This window comes from Pigmentiphaga litoralis, from assembly GCF_014651835.1.
GTDB lineage: Bacteria > Pseudomonadota > Gammaproteobacteria > Burkholderiales > Burkholderiaceae_B > Pigmentiphaga > Pigmentiphaga litoralis.
Map to the genome: position 1 here is coordinate 101,799 of NZ_BMXQ01000001.1, position 17,758 is coordinate 119,556.

Annotated in this window: 14 protein-coding genes; 10 read left to right on the forward strand and 4 right to left on the reverse strand. The window is 62.9% G+C overall.

Annotated features, from left to right (window positions below; translation table 11 throughout):
- Positions 1-64: 64 nt before the first annotated feature.
- Positions 65-559: a GNAT family N-acetyltransferase gene (locus IE116_RS00430; protein ID WP_189608831.1), complete on the reverse strand. Its 495-nt coding sequence runs from the start codon at positions 557-559 to the stop codon at positions 65-67.
- Positions 560-746: 187 nt separating this feature from the next.
- On the opposite strand from IE116_RS00430, the gene IE116_RS00435 reads away from it, so the two are divergent.
- Both IE116_RS00435 and IE116_RS00440 read left to right on the forward strand, forming a co-directional pair.
- Positions 747-3,017 (forward strand): TonB-dependent receptor, encoded by a 2,271-nt coding sequence (locus tag IE116_RS00435; protein WP_189608833.1) that lies wholly within the window; start codon positions 747-749, stop codon positions 3,015-3,017.
- A 12-nt stretch (positions 3,018-3,029) separates the two neighbouring features.
- Positions 3,030-4,265 (forward strand): PepSY-associated TM helix domain-containing protein, encoded by a 1,236-nt coding sequence (locus IE116_RS00440; protein WP_189608834.1) that lies wholly within the window; start codon positions 3,030-3,032, stop codon positions 4,263-4,265.
- Positions 4,266-4,355: 90 nt separating this feature from the next.
- On the opposite strand, the gene IE116_RS00445 is transcribed toward IE116_RS00440, so the two are convergent.
- A complete protein-coding gene (locus IE116_RS00445; RefSeq protein WP_189608836.1) occupies positions 4,356-5,891 on the reverse strand; it encodes a DUF4365 domain-containing protein in 1,536 nt (511 codons plus the stop codon).
- Positions 5,892-6,447: 556 nt separating this feature from the next.
- On the opposite strand from IE116_RS00445, the gene IE116_RS00450 reads away from it, so the two are divergent.
- The 8 genes from IE116_RS00450 (at position 6,448) to IE116_RS00485 (ending at position 15,807) form a co-directional block, all read left to right on the forward strand.
- Positions 6,448-7,644, forward strand: coding sequence for a urate hydroxylase PuuD (locus IE116_RS00450; RefSeq protein WP_189608838.1), 1,197 nt, complete (start codon positions 6,448-6,450; stop codon positions 7,642-7,644).
- 135 nt (positions 7,645-7,779) lie between these two features.
- Complete coding sequence (fabV, locus tag IE116_RS00455; protein WP_189608840.1) at positions 7,780-8,976, forward strand: enoyl-ACP reductase FabV; 1,197 nt, start codon at positions 7,780-7,782, stop codon at positions 8,974-8,976.
- Between the two features lie 372 nt (positions 8,977-9,348).
- Positions 9,349-10,491 carry a LuxE/PaaK family acyltransferase gene (locus tag IE116_RS00460; protein ID WP_268249224.1) on the forward strand — a complete coding sequence of 381 codons (1,143 nt, stop codon included), beginning with the start codon at positions 9,349-9,351 and terminating at the stop codon, positions 10,489-10,491.
- Positions 10,488-12,047, forward strand: a complete 1,560-nt coding sequence (locus IE116_RS00465) for an acyl-CoA reductase (protein WP_308428191.1) — start codon at positions 10,488-10,490, stop codon at positions 12,045-12,047. Before IE116_RS00460 ends, IE116_RS00465 begins: the two co-directional genes overlap by 4 nt.
- Before the next feature lie 16 nt (positions 12,048-12,063).
- The gene (locus IE116_RS00470) at positions 12,064-12,987 is read left to right on the forward strand and encodes an ABC transporter ATP-binding protein (protein WP_308428192.1); all 924 of its coding nucleotides are present in this window, start codon (positions 12,064-12,066) and stop codon (positions 12,985-12,987) included.
- Positions 12,984-13,835, forward strand: coding sequence for an ABC transporter permease (locus IE116_RS00475; RefSeq protein WP_189608843.1), 852 nt, complete (start codon positions 12,984-12,986; stop codon positions 13,833-13,835). Before IE116_RS00470 ends, IE116_RS00475 begins: the two co-directional genes overlap by 4 nt.
- Positions 13,836-13,944: 109 nt before the next feature.
- Complete coding sequence (locus IE116_RS00480) at positions 13,945-14,982, forward strand: ABC transporter substrate-binding protein (RefSeq protein ID WP_189608845.1); 1,038 nt, start codon at positions 13,945-13,947, stop codon at positions 14,980-14,982.
- Between the two features lie 57 nt (positions 14,983-15,039).
- Positions 15,040-15,807: a 3-oxoacyl-ACP reductase gene (locus IE116_RS00485; RefSeq protein ID WP_189608848.1), complete on the forward strand. Its 768-nt coding sequence runs from the start codon at positions 15,040-15,042 to the stop codon at positions 15,805-15,807.
- A 163-nt stretch (positions 15,808-15,970) separates the two neighbouring features.
- Here the strand turns inward: IE116_RS00485 and IE116_RS00490 are convergent, their stop codons facing one another.
- Positions 15,971-16,843 (reverse strand): amidohydrolase family protein, encoded by an 873-nt coding sequence (locus IE116_RS00490; RefSeq protein ID WP_189608851.1) that lies wholly within the window; start codon positions 16,841-16,843, stop codon positions 15,971-15,973.
- A gap of 107 nt (positions 16,844-16,950) precedes the next feature.
- Complete coding sequence (locus tag IE116_RS00495; protein WP_189608853.1) at positions 16,951-17,649, reverse strand: 4-carboxy-4-hydroxy-2-oxoadipate aldolase/oxaloacetate decarboxylase; 699 nt, start codon at positions 17,647-17,649, stop codon at positions 16,951-16,953.
- Positions 17,650-17,758 lie beyond the last annotated feature (109 nt).

Sequence of the window (17,758 nt, forward strand, 5' to 3'; positions counted from 1 at the left end):
ATGGAAAAAGCCGACTCGGGTGAGTCGGCTTTTTTTTCGTCTTGCCGGGGCGATCGACCTTGCGTCAGTCCTTTTTCGCCAGCGACTCCAGCGCGTCCCCCGTCATGCGCACGATGCGCCATTCCGGCATCACCACCGCGCCCATCGCCTCGTAGAAATCGATGGCTGGCTGGTTCCAGTCCAGCACGCTCCACTCGAAGCGCGCACACCCGCGTTCCACCGCCAGCGCGGCCAGACGCGTCAGCATCGCCTTGCCAAGGCCCTTGCCGCGATGGTCTGGATGCACGTACAGGTCTTCCAGATAGAGCCCCTTGCGGCCAAGGAAGGTCGAATAGTTGTGAAAGAAGAGGGCGTACCCAATCACGGCGCCATCGACCTCGGTCGTCAGGCATTCCGCGGCAGGGTGCGGGCCGAACAGCGCGTCCTGCAGAAGTTCGTCGGTCGCAATAAACAGATGCGTCAGTTTTTCGTACTCGGCCAAGCCGCGCATCAGGTCGGTGATCGGGCCGACGTCGGCAGGGGTGGCGGCGCGGACGTGCTGGGCGGGCAGAGTGGACATGGTTCGGCGGGTGAAGTGAGGCGACGGGCTGAGATTCTAGCCGACCGGTCCGATCAGCTCCCGACATGCGTTGCAGCATGTCGACGACCGCGGTCCCCGGGATATCCCTGTCCGTAAAAATACGACACGTGTGCCGATTTTCTGTAACAATACGCGTTCTCATTTACATCCACCCCGGACCGCGTTCATGCCTGCTCGCCGCTTCATCCTCCGCCCCCACATGATCGCGACTTTGCTCGCCCTGCAAACGCTCAGCGCTCATGCGCAATTAACGGCGCAATCAACGGCGCAATCAACGGCGCCGTCTGCGGCACAGCCGTCGGCCGAAGCCACCACGCTGTCGACCGTGAACGTCAACGCCAGCGCCGACGCCTCGGCCGAAGGCGTGCCGGAAGCCTACGCAGGCGGGCAGGTGGCTCGCGGCGGCCGTGTCGGCATCCTTGGCAACCTCGACACCATGAGCACGCCGTTCACCAGCACCAGCTACACCAACGAGCTGATCCAGGACCAGCAGGCACAAAGCGTCGCCGACGTGCTGCTCAACGACCCGTCGGTGCGCAGCGCGCGCGGCTTCGGCAACTTCCAGGAACTGTATGTGGTGCGCGGCTTTCCGGTGTATTCGGACGACATCTCGTACAACGGCCTGTACGGCATGCTCCCCCGCCAATACATCGCGTCCGAATTCTTTGAACGCGTCGAAGTCCTGCGCGGCGCAAACACCTTCTTGAACGGCGCGGCACCGGCCGGCAGCGGCATCGGCGGCGCCATCAACCTGCTGCCCAAGCGCGCGCCCAACGAACCGCTGAACCGCGTGGGCTTCGGCCTGCAGACCGGCGGCCAGAAGTCGGTCAACTTCGACTTTGCCCGTCGTTTTGGTCCGGACGACAGCGTCGGCCTGCGGCTGATCGGCGCTCGCCGCGATGGCGGGACGGGTGTGGATCGCGAAGAACGCGAAGTGTCGGCCATGGGCATCGGCCTGGACTGGCGCGGCTCGCGGGCGCGTCTGTCCGCCGACGTGGGTTACCAGAACAGCACCTTGAACGCAGGTCGGCCCAGTGTCACGCCCCTGGCCGGCGCGCCGATCCCGCGCGCGCCAGATGCGTCGTCCAACTTTGCGCAGCCTTGGACGGTCGCCAAGGAACGCGACACGTTTGCGACCTTGCGTGGCGAATACGACATTACCGATCAGGTGACGGCGTGGGCGGCGGGCGGGGTGCGGCGAGGGAGTGAATTCAATTCGTTGGCCAATCCGCGGGTGTTGAACGCCGCGGGGGATACCACGGCCTCGCGTTTCGATAACGCGCGCGAAGACCGCATCAGCACCGGCGAAATTGGCTTGCGTGCCAAGGTGCGCACTGGCAGCGTGGGGCACACAATCGTCGCGTCCGTTACGACGTACAACTCGCGGTCCGCCAACGCCTTCGTGACCGCGCCTGCAGCCAATGCCACATTGAGCAACCTGTACGCGCCCATCGACCGGCTGCCTGCCGGGCTGGGAACGCCGTCCAACGACATGACCAACCCGTCGTTGACCAACAAGGTCGAGACCCGCAGCTTCGCGTTGGCCGACACCCTGGCGTTCTATGACGACCGGGTGCTGCTCACCTTGGGGCTGCGCCGCCAGACACTCGAGCAGACCAGCTACGCCTACACCACGCTGGCTCCGTCGCCCACGTCGGACAAGACCAGGATCACGCCGGTTGCAGGCGTCATCTTCAAGGCCACCAACTGGATGTCGGTGTACGGCAACTACATCGAAGGCCTGGTGCGCGGTCCGATAGCCCCTGCATTGACCAGCAACTTCGAGGTCAGCAATCGAGGCGAAATCTTTGCCCCCTACGTTGCCAAGCAAAAGGAGATCGGCGCCAAGTTCGATGCGGGCCGTATCGGGGGCAGCGTGGCGTTCTTCCACACGACCCAGCCCATCTCTGGCTACACGCCTAACGTGGTCGCTCCTGGCGCCATGCCCACCGTTCTGTTCGGCCCGTATGGCGAGCAACGCAATCGCGGTCTGGAATTTTCCGTGTACGGCGAGCCGGTACGCGGCGTACGCGTGCTGGGCGGCCTGACCTTGCTGGATGCCGAGCAGACGAAGACCCAGAACGGCGCCACGGACGGCAAAGACGTCATCGGCGTGCCGGAGCGCCAGTTGAACATTGGCGCCGAATGGGACATCCCAGGCGTACGCAACCTGGCCGTCAACGCCCGCGCGGTCTACACGTCCAAGCAGTTCGCGAACGCCACCAACACGCAAACCGTGCCGTCATGGACCCGCTTCGACCTGGGCGCGCGCTACCTGATCGACATCGGCAACAACCGCACGCTGACGATGCGGGCACGCATCGACAACCTGTTCGACCGCAACTACTGGGCATCGGCAGGCGGCTCGCCGGGGTCGAACTACCTCGTGCTGGGCGCGCCGCGGACGTTCTACGTGACCGGCACCATCGACTTCTAAGGAAACACACCCATGCGCAGGGCCTTGACCCTTATTCATCGATGGGCGGGCCTGACGGTTGCGCTGTTCCTCATCGTCGCCGGCCTGACCGGCGCCATCACCTCGTGGGACCACGAACTCGACGAGTGGTTGAACGAGGATCTTTATAAAACCGACAGCCGCGGCGAATTCCGGAACCCCCTGGACCTCGCCGCCGCCATCGAAGCCGCCGACCCGCGCGCCCGCGTCACCTACGTCGCCCTGAATTTCGAGGAAGGCCACAACGCCGGCTACTTCGTCGAACCCCGCATCGACCCCGCCACCGGCACCCCCTACGCGCTCGGCTACAACGCCGTCTTCGTCGACCCCGTCACCGCCAGAATCGCCGGCCAACGCGACACCACCGCCGTGTCCCTGTCCCGCGAAAACCTCATGCCGTTCTTGCGGACGGTGCATTACAGCCTGCACATCCCCAGCATGTGGGGCACCGACCGCATCGGCTACTGGATCATGGGCACCGTCGCGCTGATCTGGCTGATCGACAGCTTTGTCGGCTTCTACCTGACGACACCGCGCAAACTGCGGCTGCCTTCGATTCCCCATCGGCGTGATGCCGCGACCTGGTGGCAACGATGGAAACCCGCGTGGATGGTGCGGCGGAGGGCAGGGGGCTACAAGCTGAACTTTGACCTGCACCGGGCAGGCGGGTTGTGGGTGTGGGGCATCATCATTGTGGTGGCCTTTACCTCGTTCTCGTTGAATCTGTACCGCGAGGTGTTTTATCCGGTGCTGTCTTTGGTTTCCAAGACCACGCCTGGGCCGTATGAGACGCGAACGATGGCGCCGCTAGGGACATTCATCGAACCCAAACTGAGCTTCGCGCAAGTCGTGCCGATGGCCGCGTTGGCCGCGAAGGAACGCGGCTTCGCCACGCCGCCGGGTGGGGTGTATTACGAAGGGCGGTATGGGTTCTATAACGTGTCGTTCTTTAACCCTGGCGGCGATCATGACCAGGGCGGCATGGGCCTGTCGAATCTTTATCTGGATGCGAACACCGGCGCAGTGCTGAGCGAGAACCAGCCCTGGAAGGGAACGGTGGCCGATGTGTTCGTGCAGTTGCAGTTCCCGCTGCATTCCGGACGCATTCTGGGAATGCCGGGGCGGATCATGATGTCGTTGATGGGGTTGATGGTGGCGATGTTATCGGTGACGGGGGTGGTGATCTGGGCGAAGAAGCGGCGGGCGCGGGTGCTGCAGGCAAGAATTTGACCGGTTCTAGTCGGTCAACCTTAGTTCTGTGACCCGGGTACGCCTATTGATTTCGTTGATCGTATTTGTCTGATTCGAAAATAATTGTCTTCAGCTTGCCTTAAATTCCCTGCTCTGAAAAAACGCAAAGGCCGAACCCTCATCGCCTTGGGACATGCGTAACTCTCCTGATTGTTCGTCGATCTCCGAATGAAAATTTCGAAGGTCAACCGAGACAGGTATTGTTCCAAGGTCAGTTCCTGCAACGATGAACTGCAAGGTAGTGTCCAGCCTAAATACCGCTGAAGTTAGATCGGTTGGTAGGGCGGCGGAGCCTATAGTGATTGGCCCGATTAAAACGGGGCAGCGTTCACCCTTCAACAAGTTGTATGCCAAGTTGACATCCCTCATATCTTCAAGAGAAAAGGCAAACTCTCTCGGAAGGACGAACTCTGAGTCCAGAGCTCTAGCTATTCTGCTCAAGCGGCCTAGGGTAGATGCATATGCGAGTAGTGGACTTAGCTTTTTTACGTCAAACTCCGACGCAGTCATGGGGATCCGTTTGTGCTCGAAGCAGAACTCGAGCCGCATCGTTCTGGCAGAAAGGACCTCGTGCGCCCAATCGCCAATTTGTCCTAGGTCATCCAGCTCTCGGAGCGGACGCTTATAAATTGAGTCTTCGCGATAGCTAAGCGTGAGGGTGACCTTACCCTCTCGCAACAGACGAGCCTGAAAGGTAAATAGCGACGAGTCTTCCTCGGGATCAAATGCGATGCCGCCTTGACCTGCGTACTTCCGGCAGTTAAATGACAATGGTGGAGCCGAGTTTATGGTGTATTTTTCGCCAGGATAAATACGCACTATTGCTTTTGTCGTTGTAGAAGGTGTTATTGACAGTATCCCTACATTCGAATCATCCATGCCCAATTCGGTCATCAACGCTGATCCGCCGAAGCGTATCGAAACCCCGTCAATTTCGGCAGGTGTTCCAAAACGCACGGATTCTGCTAGTTGCTCGGCGCCGCGTTGAGAGCCAGCAAGCGTAAGCTCAAATGGCACTTTGACTGAATGGTCTTTTGGCGCCAAGTGGTAGCTCTCGTGCCCGTTTTTGACTTCGACTTTGACGGCTAGACGCGGGTCAATCGACGAGAGGTGTTGCTCTCGCTCCATTGCTAGGTCTGCAAGAGCGGTGCTCCTCTCGGCAAGCGGCTTGAAGATCTGTTTTAGGTAAGCGACGAAGTCGTCCTTGTCCTCCAGCCTCTGAGTTTTGGGTATGTTTATCCTAGCTGTGCCGTCGCCCGACAAACGTTTGCCGTGAGCAGTCGCCCAATCCTGAACGTGCAGCCAATATAGTGCGCCATCTCCCGTAACCCTAACGATGAAGACGGGTATTGGATTTCGTGCGTACTGCCGGAGGCGTGACTTCGCTACAGGAGCTATGACGTTGCCGTGTTTCTTGTTTTCAGCAGTCGCTTTAGCCTGCACCAAGAACCGATGTCCGCCAAATTCAGCGATATCCGGTTCAACAGTTAGGTCATATCCAACATCTATAAGATCTTTTCCTACTGTCCAGGACCACGTAATGAACAACCGCCCAACATCGATCTCGCCAAGTCTGCCTGTTCGTTCGGTGCTTGCAAAGTTCATCTGCGATGTATGCCTTGGTCGAATATGCGAAACGAATTAAATAGAGACCGAACCATTTTACTCTTGAAAAGATTACGGCACTCACCCTATCCGCCCGCACTCTCACAAATAATCGCGGCACGAAATAGTTTATCGAATAATCGTCATCGATCTGAGTGCCGTCCTTAGAAGATGTCGACATAAGTGCACTCTCTAGAGTGGGAACTCGGCGTATGACGAAACATATCTCGAATTCCGCCTTGGAGCACCTAGCAGCGTGAAATTCTAGGCGGCATTATGTGTACCGCTGCTGTCGAGACTACTTTCAAAGTGCAGGGTGCCTACTGCCAACGATCTTCGTGCGTCGGCCATCGACAACGTTGGTGCGTCGAGGCGTGCGTTGTGGGTTGACACGCGGAAGCACCCGCGCGAACATCCCTCCGGATGACGCAGTGCACCAGTCTCTCGGTTGCCGCGCATTTTCGTTCCGGTCGCCGCGGCGCTTCAACCTTCGGCGCGACCTATCCAGCTCACAGCGCCCGCAGTGGTGAGCGATTGACTCTCAGACAGGATCGGCATGGAAGCCTATGTTCTTGACTGGGCCAATCTTCTGCTGCGCTGGCTCCACATCATTGTGGCCATCGCCTGGATAGGCTCTTCCTTCTACTTCGTCTGGCTCGACAACAGCCTCCTCAAGCCGCAAGACCCGGCGCTCCTGAACAAAGGCGTATCGGGTGAGTTGTGGGCGGTGCACGGCGGCGGTTTCTACAATCCCCAGAAATACATGGTGGCGCCCAAGCGGTTGCCCGAGCATCTGCACTGGTTCTATTGGGAAAGCTACTTCACGTGGATGTCGGGCTTTGCGCTCTTCCTGACCCTGTACCTGTTCAACGCGCAAACCTACCTGATCGACAAGAATGTGTTCGACTGGAGCCCGGTGGCGGCGGTCAGCGCGGCGCTGGCGATGCTGGTGGTGGGCTGGGTGGTCTATCACGTCATCTGTACGATGGCTGGCACCGAAGAGGGGTCGGACCTGAAGGTGGGCATTGCGGTCAGCGTATTTATCGTGCTGGCGTCGTGGGTGGCCTGTCAGTTGTTTTCGGGCCGGGCGGCGTTTCTGCTGACCGGCGCGATGATCGCGACGATCATGAGCGCGAACGTGCTGATGGTGATCATTCCCGGGCAGCGCAAGGTGGTGGCGGCGATGCGGGCGGGGCAGCCGGTCGATCCGATTTATGGAAAGCTGGGCAAGCAGCGCAGCGTCCACAACACCTATTTCACGCTGCCGGTCATTTTCGCGATGCTGTCGAATCACTACAGCATGGTGTATTCGGCCAAGCACAATTGGATCGTGCTGGTCGTGCTGATGTTGGCGGGTGCGCTGATCCGCCAGTATTTCGTGCTGCGGCATAAGGGTGTGAATCAGGTCGGGTATCCGATTGCGGGTGTGGCGCTGATTATCGCGATCGCTGTCTGGATTGCTCCGGCATCAGTGACTGCCCCGGCTCCGGCCAAGACAGCATTTACCGAAGCCGATACCGCGCAGGTGCAGCAGATCATCGGCCAGCGCTGCGCGATGTGTCATAACGCGGTGGTGCAGAACAAGGGTATCCAGCTGGATACGCCTGCCACGCTGACCTCGCACGCGCAGGCGGTGTATCAGCAGGCGGTGGTGCAGAAGACCATGCCGATGGCGAATGCGACCGGCATGACGGATGAGGAACGCGCACTGCTGGGCCGGTGGTTCCTGGCGGGGGCGCCCGCGCCAAAGTAGTCGGGCGGGGTCTTGTCCATCGCGCATTCCCAGGCGCGAATCGAGGGCGGCTTGCGGGCCGCCCTCGTCATTTACAATGCCCGGCATGTCTCGCCACCACGGCGAGCCCGGCATTCCAGATAAAAGGGCCTCCCCATGATCATCAAACCGCGCGTGCGTGGATTCATCTGCGTGACTACCCATCCGGTTGGCTGCGAAGCCAATGTCAAGGAACAGATCGATTACGTGACCGCTCAGGGTCCGATCGCCAATGGGCCGAAGCGCGTGCTGGTGATCGGTGGTTCGACGGGGTATGGCCTGGCTGCGCGCATTTCCGCTGCGTTCGGGTCGGATGCGGCAACGTTGAGCGTGTTCTTTGAACGTGCCGGGACCGAATCGAAGCCGGCGACGGCAGGCTGGTACAACACGGCCGCGTTCGAAAAGCTGGCGACGGCCAAGGGTCTGTATGCGCGCGGCATCAATGGCGACGCGTTCTCTGACGCCGTGAAGCAGCGCACGATAGCCGTGATCAAGGAAGACCTGGGCCAGGTGGACCTGGTGGTGTATAGCCTGGCATCGCCGCGCCGCACGCACCCCAAGACGGGGGAAGTCTTCAATTCGACGCTCAAGCCGGTCGGCAAGTCGATCACGGTGCGCGGTATCGATACCGACAAGGAAGTGGTCAAGGACGTGACGCTGGAGCCGGCCAGCGAAAAGGAAATCGCCGACACCGTGGCCGTGATGGGTGGCGAGGACTGGCAGATGTGGATCGACGCGCTGCAGGAAGCCGGTGTGCTGGCCGAAGGCGCAAAGACGACTGCCTTTACCTACCTGGGCGAGAAGGTGACGCACGATATTTACTGGAACGGTTCGATTGGCGCTGCCAAGAAGGATCTGGACCAGAAGGTGCTGGGCATTCGCGAGAAGCTGGCGGCCACGGGTGGCGATGCGCGCGTGTCGGTGCTGAAGGCGGTCGTGACACAGGCAAGCTCGGCGATTCCGGTGATGCCGCTGTACCTGTCGTTGCTGTTCAAGGTCATGAAGGCCAAGGGCACGCATGAAGGCTGCATCGAGCAGGTGTATGGCCTGTACAAGGACAGCCTGTACGGCAGCACCCCGCATCTGGATGAGGAAGGGCGCCTGCGCGCGGACTACAAGGAACTGGACCCGGCGGTGCAGGAAGAAGTGCAGCGTCTGTGGGATGAGGTCACGACCGAGTCGATTTACACGCAGACGGATTTTGCGGGCTACAAGAAGGACTTTCTGCGCTTGTTCGGCTTCGAGATCGATGGCGTCGACTACAACGCCGACGTGAACCCGGACGTGCAGATCCCGAACGTCGTCCAGGTGTAAGGCTGGCGGGTCAAGGGGGGCACCCAGTCAGCGCCCCGTCATCACCGGGTCATACAAGGCCGGGCGAAAAGACGGCGTTGCCGGGGCAGGGGTATACTGCCTGCTGCTCCGGGGTGTGTCCGCGCGGTTGTTTGCGGACGCTGAGATGACCATACCGAACCCGCGAACTTGACTCGGTTCATACCGACGTAAGAAGAGCTGTCTGCCGAACTGCGGCCTTGGGGCCGCACCCTGCACGACTTCCCTGATCTTGATGTGACGGGAAGCCGGTAGCCGCAGGATCGGCAGCGAATGGCGAGTGTCTGCCACGCTTTCGGAGCAAGGATCCGGTTTCGACCGGCCTGGAACGCCAAGGCTCCGACGAGGCACCCTGTGACACACGCCGACCCCGCCGCACCGGGCATTGCGCCCGACCTGCTTGCGGATCTCCTTGCATTCATTGACACGCCGCAGACCGATGCCGCGTCGCAAACTGCCGCCTCCGCCGACCGTGACGACGCTGCCTTCAACGCATTGGCGCTGCGCCTGTTCGCCCATCAGTTCCAGCACAACGCCGCGTTTCGCCGGTACTGCCAGCAGCAGGGCAAGACCGCGCGCACCGTGCGCCACTGGCGCGACATTCCGGCGGTGCCGATCAATGCCTTCAAGGACCTGACGCTGAGCTGCGTGCCGCCCGAACACTGCGAACGCGTGTTCATGACCAGCGGCACGACGCGCGGCGATGTGAAGGGCCGTCATTACCATCCCCACTTGCAGGTGTACGACCTGTCGATGCGGCGGCATTTTGCCGAGCGCGTGATGCGGGGTGTGCCGCGCATGCGAATGGGCATCGTGTTCCCGACCGAGGCGATGATGCCCAACTCGTCGCTTGCGCATTACCTGGCGTTGGCCAAGGAGCATTTCGGGACGGACGACAGCGCCTATTTCATTGGCCCCGACGGCCTGGATGCCAACGCGCTGCGCGACACCTTGCTGGACGTGGTGAAGCAGGGCGAGCCGTATGCCTTGCTGGGCGCGAGCTACAGCCTGGTGCATGCCATGGACGCGTTGCGCGAGCAGGGCGTTGCGGTCAAGTTGCCGCCGGGCAGCCGGTTGTTCGACACGGGGGGCTTCAAGGGCCAGTCGCGCGAATTGGCGATGGATGACTTCTACAAGCAGTTGTCGGAGATGTTTGGGGTACCGGCCGAGTGGTGCATCAACATGTACGGCATGACGGAGCTGAGCACGCAGTTCTATGACGATGGCAATGCCACATTGCCGGCGATCAAGTCCGGGCCGCATTGGATCCGGTCGCGCACGGTGGACCCGATGACGGGGCAGGACGTGCCGAAGGGCGAGCGTGGCGTGTTGACGCATTGCGACCTGGCCAACTTCAATTCCGTCACGACGATTTTGACCGAAGACGTGGGCATTACCGTGGACGGCGGCTTTCTGCTCCTGGGCCGCGCGGAAGGCGCGCAGGCCAAGGGATGTTCCATGGCGGTGGATGCGTTTTTGCAGGCGGCTCGGGCATGAGCACTACGGACATGAGCACTGCGGACATGAGCACCGCGGACATAAGCACCGCGGGCAACGCTGCGCGTCGTTCCGCACCCAATCGGTCTGCAACGCGCCCGCCGTTGACCGCGGTGGCCTGCCACGTGCCGGGTCTTGCTGCGGACGCGATGGCTTGGGAAACCTTGTCGTTCCAGGCGCACGGTGAACACGTCGAGCTGGCGGTGCCGCGGCTGACGCCCGAGCAGCTTGCAGCAGTAGCGGACCGCGTTGCCGTTTCTGCGCAGAACGTGCTGGCCTCGATGCCCGTGATGGATGTCGTGGATGCCATCGACCGCGCGGTGGCGCGACTGCTGGATGCCAGCAACGCCGATCGGCAGTTGCTGGAACAACTCCTTCCTGTCGTCACGGGCTTCGATCGCGAGATGGTGCGCTCGGGCCTGAACGCGGCGCTGAAGTCCTTCCGCCGTCCGCAGTTGATGCGCTTTTTGGTCGAAGATTTTGGCGATCCGGGTCTGCTCGATGACTTCCGGCCGCGTGTGAAGGGCGGCTGGACCAAGGCGTGCGGGCCGCGTCTGCTGGGCCATGTGTGGGCGGGCAATGTGCCGGCCTTGCCCTTGTGGAGCATGGTCGCGGGCTTGCTCGTCAAGGGCGGCAATGTGGGCAAGGTGTCGAGTGACGAGCCGCTGTTTGCCGGCGTGTTTGCCCGCGTGCTGGCCGAGGTCGAGCCACGTCTGGCCAATGCCCTGGCCGTGCTGTGGTGGCCCGGCAGCGATAGCGCCATGGCGCAGGCGGTGTGCGGCAAGGTGGATGTGCTGATGGTGTACGGCGGTGATGCCGCGTTGGCCGCGTGGCAGCAGCATGTGCCGCCCGGTGTGCGCTTCCTGCCGCATGGCCACAAGATTAGCGCGGGGCTGGTGGCGGCGTCGGCGCTGGACGCGCGGCAGTCGCAAGCCACCGCGCGGCTGGCCGCGCTGGACATGGTGCGCTGGGATCAGCAGGGCTGCTATTCGCCGCAGGTGTTCTATGTCGAGCGCGGGGCGCAGGTGTCGCCGCGCGCGTTTGCGCACTTGGTGGCAGGCGAGCTGGCGGCGCAGCAGTACCGGTATGGCCGGCGCGGTTTGTCGTTGGAAGAGACGGCCGGCATGGCCTCGTGGCGGCAGCGGCTGGATTTCCAGGCGGTGCAGGATGAGCGCGTGTCGGTGATCGGGCCGGCGGACGCCCCGTGGAGCCTGGCCTTCCTGGACCTGCCGCAGCCCCCGCCGCCCAGCGCGCTCAATCGCAGCGCCTGCGTGGTCGCGGTCGATAGCCTGGATGACGTGGCGGCCTTGCTGGCGCGGCACCGCGCGCATCTGCAGACCGTGGGTGTGGCGGCAAGTCCGGAACGCCTGTTCCAGCTGGCGCCGCAGTTGGCGGCGGCCGGCGCCACGCGTATCTGCGGCTTGGGGTCGATGGCGACGCCCGAGGTGGGCTGGCATCACGACGGTCGTTTCAGTCTGCTGGATCTGGTGCGCATGGTCGACATCGAAGCGTCTGCCGAAACGCTTGCCGAGGCACACGCCTCGTACCGTAATTGATGCGATGGCAGGCGATTTGAACAGCGACAGCAGCAGCGATCCGGTAAGCGGAGCGGCCACAGGCGCCGTGCCGGTAACGAACGTGAGCGGGCGGCGCCCTTTGGCCGAGCCGCGCGACGAGGTCAGTCAGGTAAGCACGCAAGGTGAGGTGTCGGACTCCCGTGCCGACGCCTTCCTGCGCATGAACGATGTTCGCTTTTCTTACTCAGGGTCTTCGCACCCTGTGGTCGACCACATCAACATGGCACTGCCAGCCGGTGCGATCCATTGCCTGCTGGGTCGCAGTGGTTGCGGCAAGTCGACGCTGCTGAAGCTCGCAGCCGGCTTGCTGCACCCGGATGCCGGGACGATTTCCGTTGACGGCGAACCGGTACTTGAGCCGGACCTAGCGACCGGCTTTGTCTTCCAGTCCCCGACGCTGCTCGCGTGGCTGGACGTGCTCGACAACGTGTTGTTGCCAGTGTCTTTGCATCGCAAGCCGGGTGCCACGGACATTGCTGATGCCAAGACCTTGCTCGAGCAACTGGGCCTGAGTGACCTGCTGCATCGATTCCCCCATCAACTGTCCGGCGGGCAGCAGAGCCGGGTCGCGATTGCGCGGGCCTTGCTGCCGAAGCCTCGGCTGTTGCTGATGGATGAGCCCTTTGCTGCGCTGGACGCGTTGACGCGCGAGGCCCTGCAGGATGCCTTGCTGGCGGTATGCGCATCGCAAGGCGTGTCGGTGCTGTTCGTGACGCATGACATTGCCGAGGCCGTGTACCTGGGCGATCGCGTGATGGTGGTGGAGCAGGGCAGTCTGCGGTGCGATATCGCGGTCACCGTGGGCCGGCCGCGAACGTCTGGCGTGCGGCACAGGGCTGACTTCAATGCGGTCTGCATGCAATTGCGCGAAGTGATGGAAGCGGGTGAGCGCGCAGCCGTTCCGAGGATGGCCGGATGACCGGACAATCGAAGCGCGATGGGGCCCCGGTGGCGCCCGCGATCGCGCGTTCGCCTGCCAATCGCGACCGCGCTGCATGGACGGGGTCTCCCGGTCTGTGGTCGGCCGCACTACTGCTTGTCGCGCTTCTGTTGTGGCAAGGCGCGGTCACTGTCTTCGACTGGTCGCAGCTCGTCCTGCCATCCCCCGGCGTGGTCGCCGCGTCGCTGTATCGCGGTTTTGCTTCCGGCTACTTCTGGCCGCACATCTGGCAGACCACCGTAGAGGTCCTGCTGGGCCTCGCACTCGGTGGTGCGATCGGTTTTGCTTGCGGGCTGGCCTTGGGCGAATCGGCCTTCGTGCGTCGCGTGGTGATGCCCTATGTCGTCGCAAGCCAGGTCATGCCCAAGCTGGCCCTGGCGCCGCTGCTGACGGTGTGGCTCGGTTTCGGCACCTTGCCCATGGTCGTGATCACGGCCTTGGTGTGCTTCTTCCCTTTGTTGGAAAGCACGCTGACCGGCATTGGTCAGGCGGACCCGGCACGGCTGGAACTGTTCCGCATGCTGGGCGCGTCGCGCTGGAAAACGCTGTGGCGGCTCAAGGTGCCGACCGGGCTGCCCGGCATTCTGGCCGGGCTGCGCATGGCGGTGGTGCTGGCGCTGGTGGGCGCGGTGGTGGGCGAGTTCATTGGCGGCAGCGTGGGCCTGGGGGCACTGATCATCGCAGCACAAGGGTCGATGGATACGCCCTTGATGTTCGCGGTGCTGGCGCTGATTACCGTGCAGGGATTGTTGCTGTATCACGGCGTGGTCTGGCTGCAGCAGTTTCTGCTGCGCCGTTATGTTGCCCCGTCCAGGTCGGAGAACTGAACCGCAAGCCGAGCGGCAAGATACCGAACCGGGTCCGCCCCACCGAACTCAGGTAAATCGAACTCAGGTAATCCGAAACCCGGGCACCTGAATCCAAGGAAGTCGAACGATGAGAAGAACATTCCTGCGCCGCACTGGCGCCCTGGCGGCAACTGCTGCATTGACGTCGGTCGTGGGCGCGCTGACGCTCACGCTCTGGCCGACGGCGGACGTGCACGCGCAGGCCAAACCCGCCGCCCTGCAGCCGTTCACGCTGGCCGGGTGGAGCAAGCCGATTACCGAGATCACGCACTTGCTGGTCGAGGAAGAGAAGGGCTTTTTCCGCGCCGAAGGGTTGGCGCTGAATTATCTGCCGGGCGCCGGCGGTGGCGATGCATTGCGCAATCTGTTGAGCGGTCAGGCCGACATCGCCTTCACCGATCCAGGTTCGTTTTTCGCAGCCTTGGACAAAGGCGAGAAGCTGCGCGCGGTGTACGACATCTATCCGCAAAACGTGTTCAACGTCGTGTCCTTGCCGGCAAGCAATATCCGCAAGCCGGCCGATCTGAAGGGCAAACGCGTGGGCGTCTACAGCCTGTCCAGCGGCACCCTGCAGAACCTGCAGATCCTGTTGCAGCAAGCGGGATTGAAGAAGGACGACGTGACCGTGGTGGTGACGGGCCTGCTGAATTTTGCGCCGTTGATCCAGGGGCAGGTGGACGCGACCGCCGCGACCGATACCGGTCTGGCGCTGGCGCGGCGGCGCGGGGTGCGGGATCCGCAGGTGATTGAAGTCGGTGACTACCTGAATTATTCCAGCGACATTCTGGTGGTGCGTGAGTCGACCTATCAGCAGAACAAGGATGTGCTGCGTCGGTTCTTAGCGGGCTATCGCCGCAGTGCGCAGTGGATGATCGATCAGCCGGCAGAGGCCGCACAGTTGGCCGTAAAGCGCGCGATCGACGGGCAGGACCCGACACTGAATCGCGAGATCATTGACATCCGCAACCGATCCGCCGTGTCACCGCTGACCAAGGAACGTGGCCTGGGCACCTTGGATGAGAAGAGCCTGCAAGCAGCCGCCGACGCCTATCGCAAGCTGGGGTTGATCGAGCGCGACATCCGCATTCGCGACGTGATCGGTACCGACCTGCTGTCGGCACGGTGAACGCACCTTGAAGCATTCGCGACAAGCGCAATTCTTTCCGCACACAAAGGCCAACTGATGGACTTCAAGAACAAGGTCGTACTGGTGACTGGCGCAAGTCGCGGCATTGGCGCCGCCATTGCTATGGCCTTTGCAAAAGAAGGGGCCGTTGTTGCGGTCAACTATCTGCAGAACGACGCTGCTGCGGACGCGACGGTGGACCGCTGCATTGCCGCCGGGGGGGATGCATGGGCCATCAAGGCGGACGTGACTGACGCGCAGGCCGTGCAGACCATGATCGACGAGGTGCTGCTGGAAGCCGGCAAGATAGATGTCGTCGTCAACAATGCGTTCCGCCCGTATCGCTTTGATCCGGACACCCGCCGCCGCTTTGCCGAGCTGGACTGGACGGCCTATCGCGAACAGTTCGACGGCGCCGTGCAGGGCGCGTGCAATGTCTGCCTTGCGGTGCTGCCGCACATGCGCGAGCGGGCCAGCGGCAGCATCGTCAATATCGCCAGCGACCTGATCGAACAGCCCGTGGTGCCGTACCACGACTACGCCACGGCCAAGGCCGCGTTGACGGGCTTCAGCCGGCATCTTGCCGCCGACCTGGGGCCGTCGAACATCCGCGTGAACTGCGTGGCGCCGGGCCTGGTGTGGCCCACCGATGCCAGCGCCGGCACCCGCGAATCGATCCGCGAGCAGATCGCGAGCCAGACGCCATTGCGCCGCATTGCCACGCCCGACGACGTGACCGGACCCGTGCTGTTCCTGGCGTCGGACTGGAGCCGCTTCATGACCGGGCAGGTGCTGTTCGTGGACGGCGGCCTGGTCATGCGCTAGGCGCGAGCCCCGAGCGACGACACCAGAATCGACGACGCCCACCGCGGCATTACACCGGGCGGGCGTCTGGAAAAACAGGACCTTTCTTGCTGCCCGGTCAACAGGGGCAGCGCAGCGGACAACAAAAGCGGTGGCGGCGCACCCACCGCGCCGCCGGCATTCCTTACAGCGGATCGAACCCGTACAAGCGCTGCGGGTTATCCACCAGCAGCTTCTGGCGCAATTCCGGCGTGTCGCAGAAATCCAGCATCAGGTCGACCAGTTCACCGTCGTTCGGCATGTCTTTCGAGATGTTCGGATGCGGCCAGTCGGTGCCCCACAACACGCGGTCGGGCGCGGCTTCGATGAGCGCGCGGGCGAACGGCGCGGCATCGGCAAACGGGCGCTTGCCCACCGACACACGCTCGCCGCCGCACACCTTGACCCAGGCCAGCGGATTCTTCATCAGCTCGAGCAGGCTCTTGAACGGCGCCTGGTCCAGACCCTTGGCGGCCTGCACGCGGCCCATGTGGTCGATCACGAACGGCACGTTGATCGTGTTGATGCGATCGGTGTAGGTCAGGATGTCTTGCGCGTCCAGGTGCAGCACGACGTGCCAGCCCAGGGGCTTGAGCTTGCCGACGATCTTGTCGAACACGTCCAGGTCCGGGGCGCCGCCCAGGTGCTGCACGAAGTTGAAGCGCACGGCGCGGACGCCGCCGTCGTGCAGGGCCTGCAGTTCTTCGTCGGTGGTGTTGCCATCGACAATGGCCACGCCGCGGTAGCGGCCGCCGCTGCGAGCGATCGCGTCGAGCATGGCAGTGTTGTCGGTGCCGTGGCAGCTGGCCTGCACGATCACGGCGCGCGACAGACCCAGGTAGTCATGCAGGGCCATCAGGCTTTCGAACGGCGCGTCGGGCGGCGTGTAGCTGCGGTCCTCGGCATACGGGAACACGGCGGCCGGGCCGAACACGTGGCAGTGGGCATCGCACGCGCCCGCGGGCAGGGCTTCGCGGGGCTTGACGGGATTGGGATCGGGAGCAGCGCAGGTCTTCATGATCAGGTCCGGATAAAAGGAATTCAGAATGCGGGGTGCCGTCGGCACGGACTGGCAGGCCGAGGTGGCCAGTCAGGAGGCGGGCGGCGCGTGCCGCCCGCCAGGCATCAACGTGGCACGTCGTTGAGCGAGTCGTAGTACTTGAGGCCGGCTTCTTCCAGCTTCGGGCGCATCTTGTAGATGTCCAGGCCCAGTTCGCCGGAAGCCAGGCGGGCGCGTTTGCCTTCTTCTTCAGAGGCGCGCTTTTCGGCCTTGACCAGCACGGCGGCGATCTGGGCATTGGGCACGATTACAACGCCGTCGTCGTCGGCCACGACCGCGTCACCCGGAGTGACGAGGCCGCCTGCGCAAACGACGGGAATGTTGACCGAACCCAATGTGGCCTTGACGGTGCCGCGCGGATTGACCGCCTTGGACCAGACCGGGAAGCCCATTTCCTGCAGAGTCGCGATGTCGCGCACGCCTGCATCGATGATGAGGCCGACCACGCCACGCGACTGCAGGGACGTGGCGAGCAGGTCGCCGAACATGCCGTCGCTGTTGTCGGTGGTGCAGGCCACGACGAGCACGTCGCCCGGCGAGCACAGTTCAACGGCAACGTGCAGCATCCAGTTGTCGCCGGGCTGGGCCAGCACCGTCACGGCCGCCCCGGCGATCGACGCGCCCGGGTAGATCGGGCGCATGTAGGGCTTGAGCAGGCCGACGCGGCCCATGGCTTCGTGCACCGTGGCCGAGCCCAGCTTGGCCAGCCTGGCGGCGGCGCCTTCGGGCAGGGCGGGTTTGTTCTTGACTGCGACTCCGATCATGGCAACTCCGAGGTCACTGAGGATGACGCGCGCCGGACAGGCACCGGCGGCGATTTGAATGGGGTGTGGGGATATAGAGGTGGTGCAGGGGGGAACGCCCCGCGCCGGG

Bases quoted from the DNA above. Each gene is read 5' to 3' on its own strand.
- IE116_RS00430 (WP_189608831.1), bottom strand. From the start codon at position 559: ATGTCCACTCTGCCCGCCCAGCACGTCCGCGCCGCCACCCCTGCCGAC.
- IE116_RS00435 (WP_189608833.1), top strand. From the start codon at position 747: ATGCCTGCTCGCCGCTTCATCCTCCGCCCCCACATGATCGCGACTTTG.
- IE116_RS00440 (WP_189608834.1), top strand. From the start codon at position 3,030: ATGCGCAGGGCCTTGACCCTTATTCATCGATGGGCGGGCCTGACGGTT.
- IE116_RS00445 (WP_189608836.1), bottom strand. From the start codon at position 5,891: ATGAACTTTGCAAGCACCGAACGAACAGGCAGACTTGGCGAGATCGAT.
- IE116_RS00450 (WP_189608838.1), top strand. From the start codon at position 6,448: ATGGAAGCCTATGTTCTTGACTGGGCCAATCTTCTGCTGCGCTGGCTC.
- fabV (WP_189608840.1), top strand. From the start codon at position 7,780: ATGATCATCAAACCGCGCGTGCGTGGATTCATCTGCGTGACTACCCAT.
- IE116_RS00465 (WP_308428191.1), top strand. From the start codon at position 10,488: ATGAGCACTACGGACATGAGCACTGCGGACATGAGCACCGCGGACATA.
- IE116_RS00475 (WP_189608843.1), top strand. From the start codon at position 12,984: ATGACCGGACAATCGAAGCGCGATGGGGCCCCGGTGGCGCCCGCGATC.
- IE116_RS00480 (WP_189608845.1), top strand. From the start codon at position 13,945: ATGAGAAGAACATTCCTGCGCCGCACTGGCGCCCTGGCGGCAACTGCT.
- IE116_RS00485 (WP_189608848.1), top strand. From the start codon at position 15,040: ATGGACTTCAAGAACAAGGTCGTACTGGTGACTGGCGCAAGTCGCGGC.
- IE116_RS00490 (WP_189608851.1), bottom strand. From the start codon at position 16,843: ATGAAGACCTGCGCTGCTCCCGATCCCAATCCCGTCAAGCCCCGCGAA.
- IE116_RS00495 (WP_189608853.1), bottom strand. From the start codon at position 17,649: ATGATCGGAGTCGCAGTCAAGAACAAACCCGCCCTGCCCGAAGGCGCC.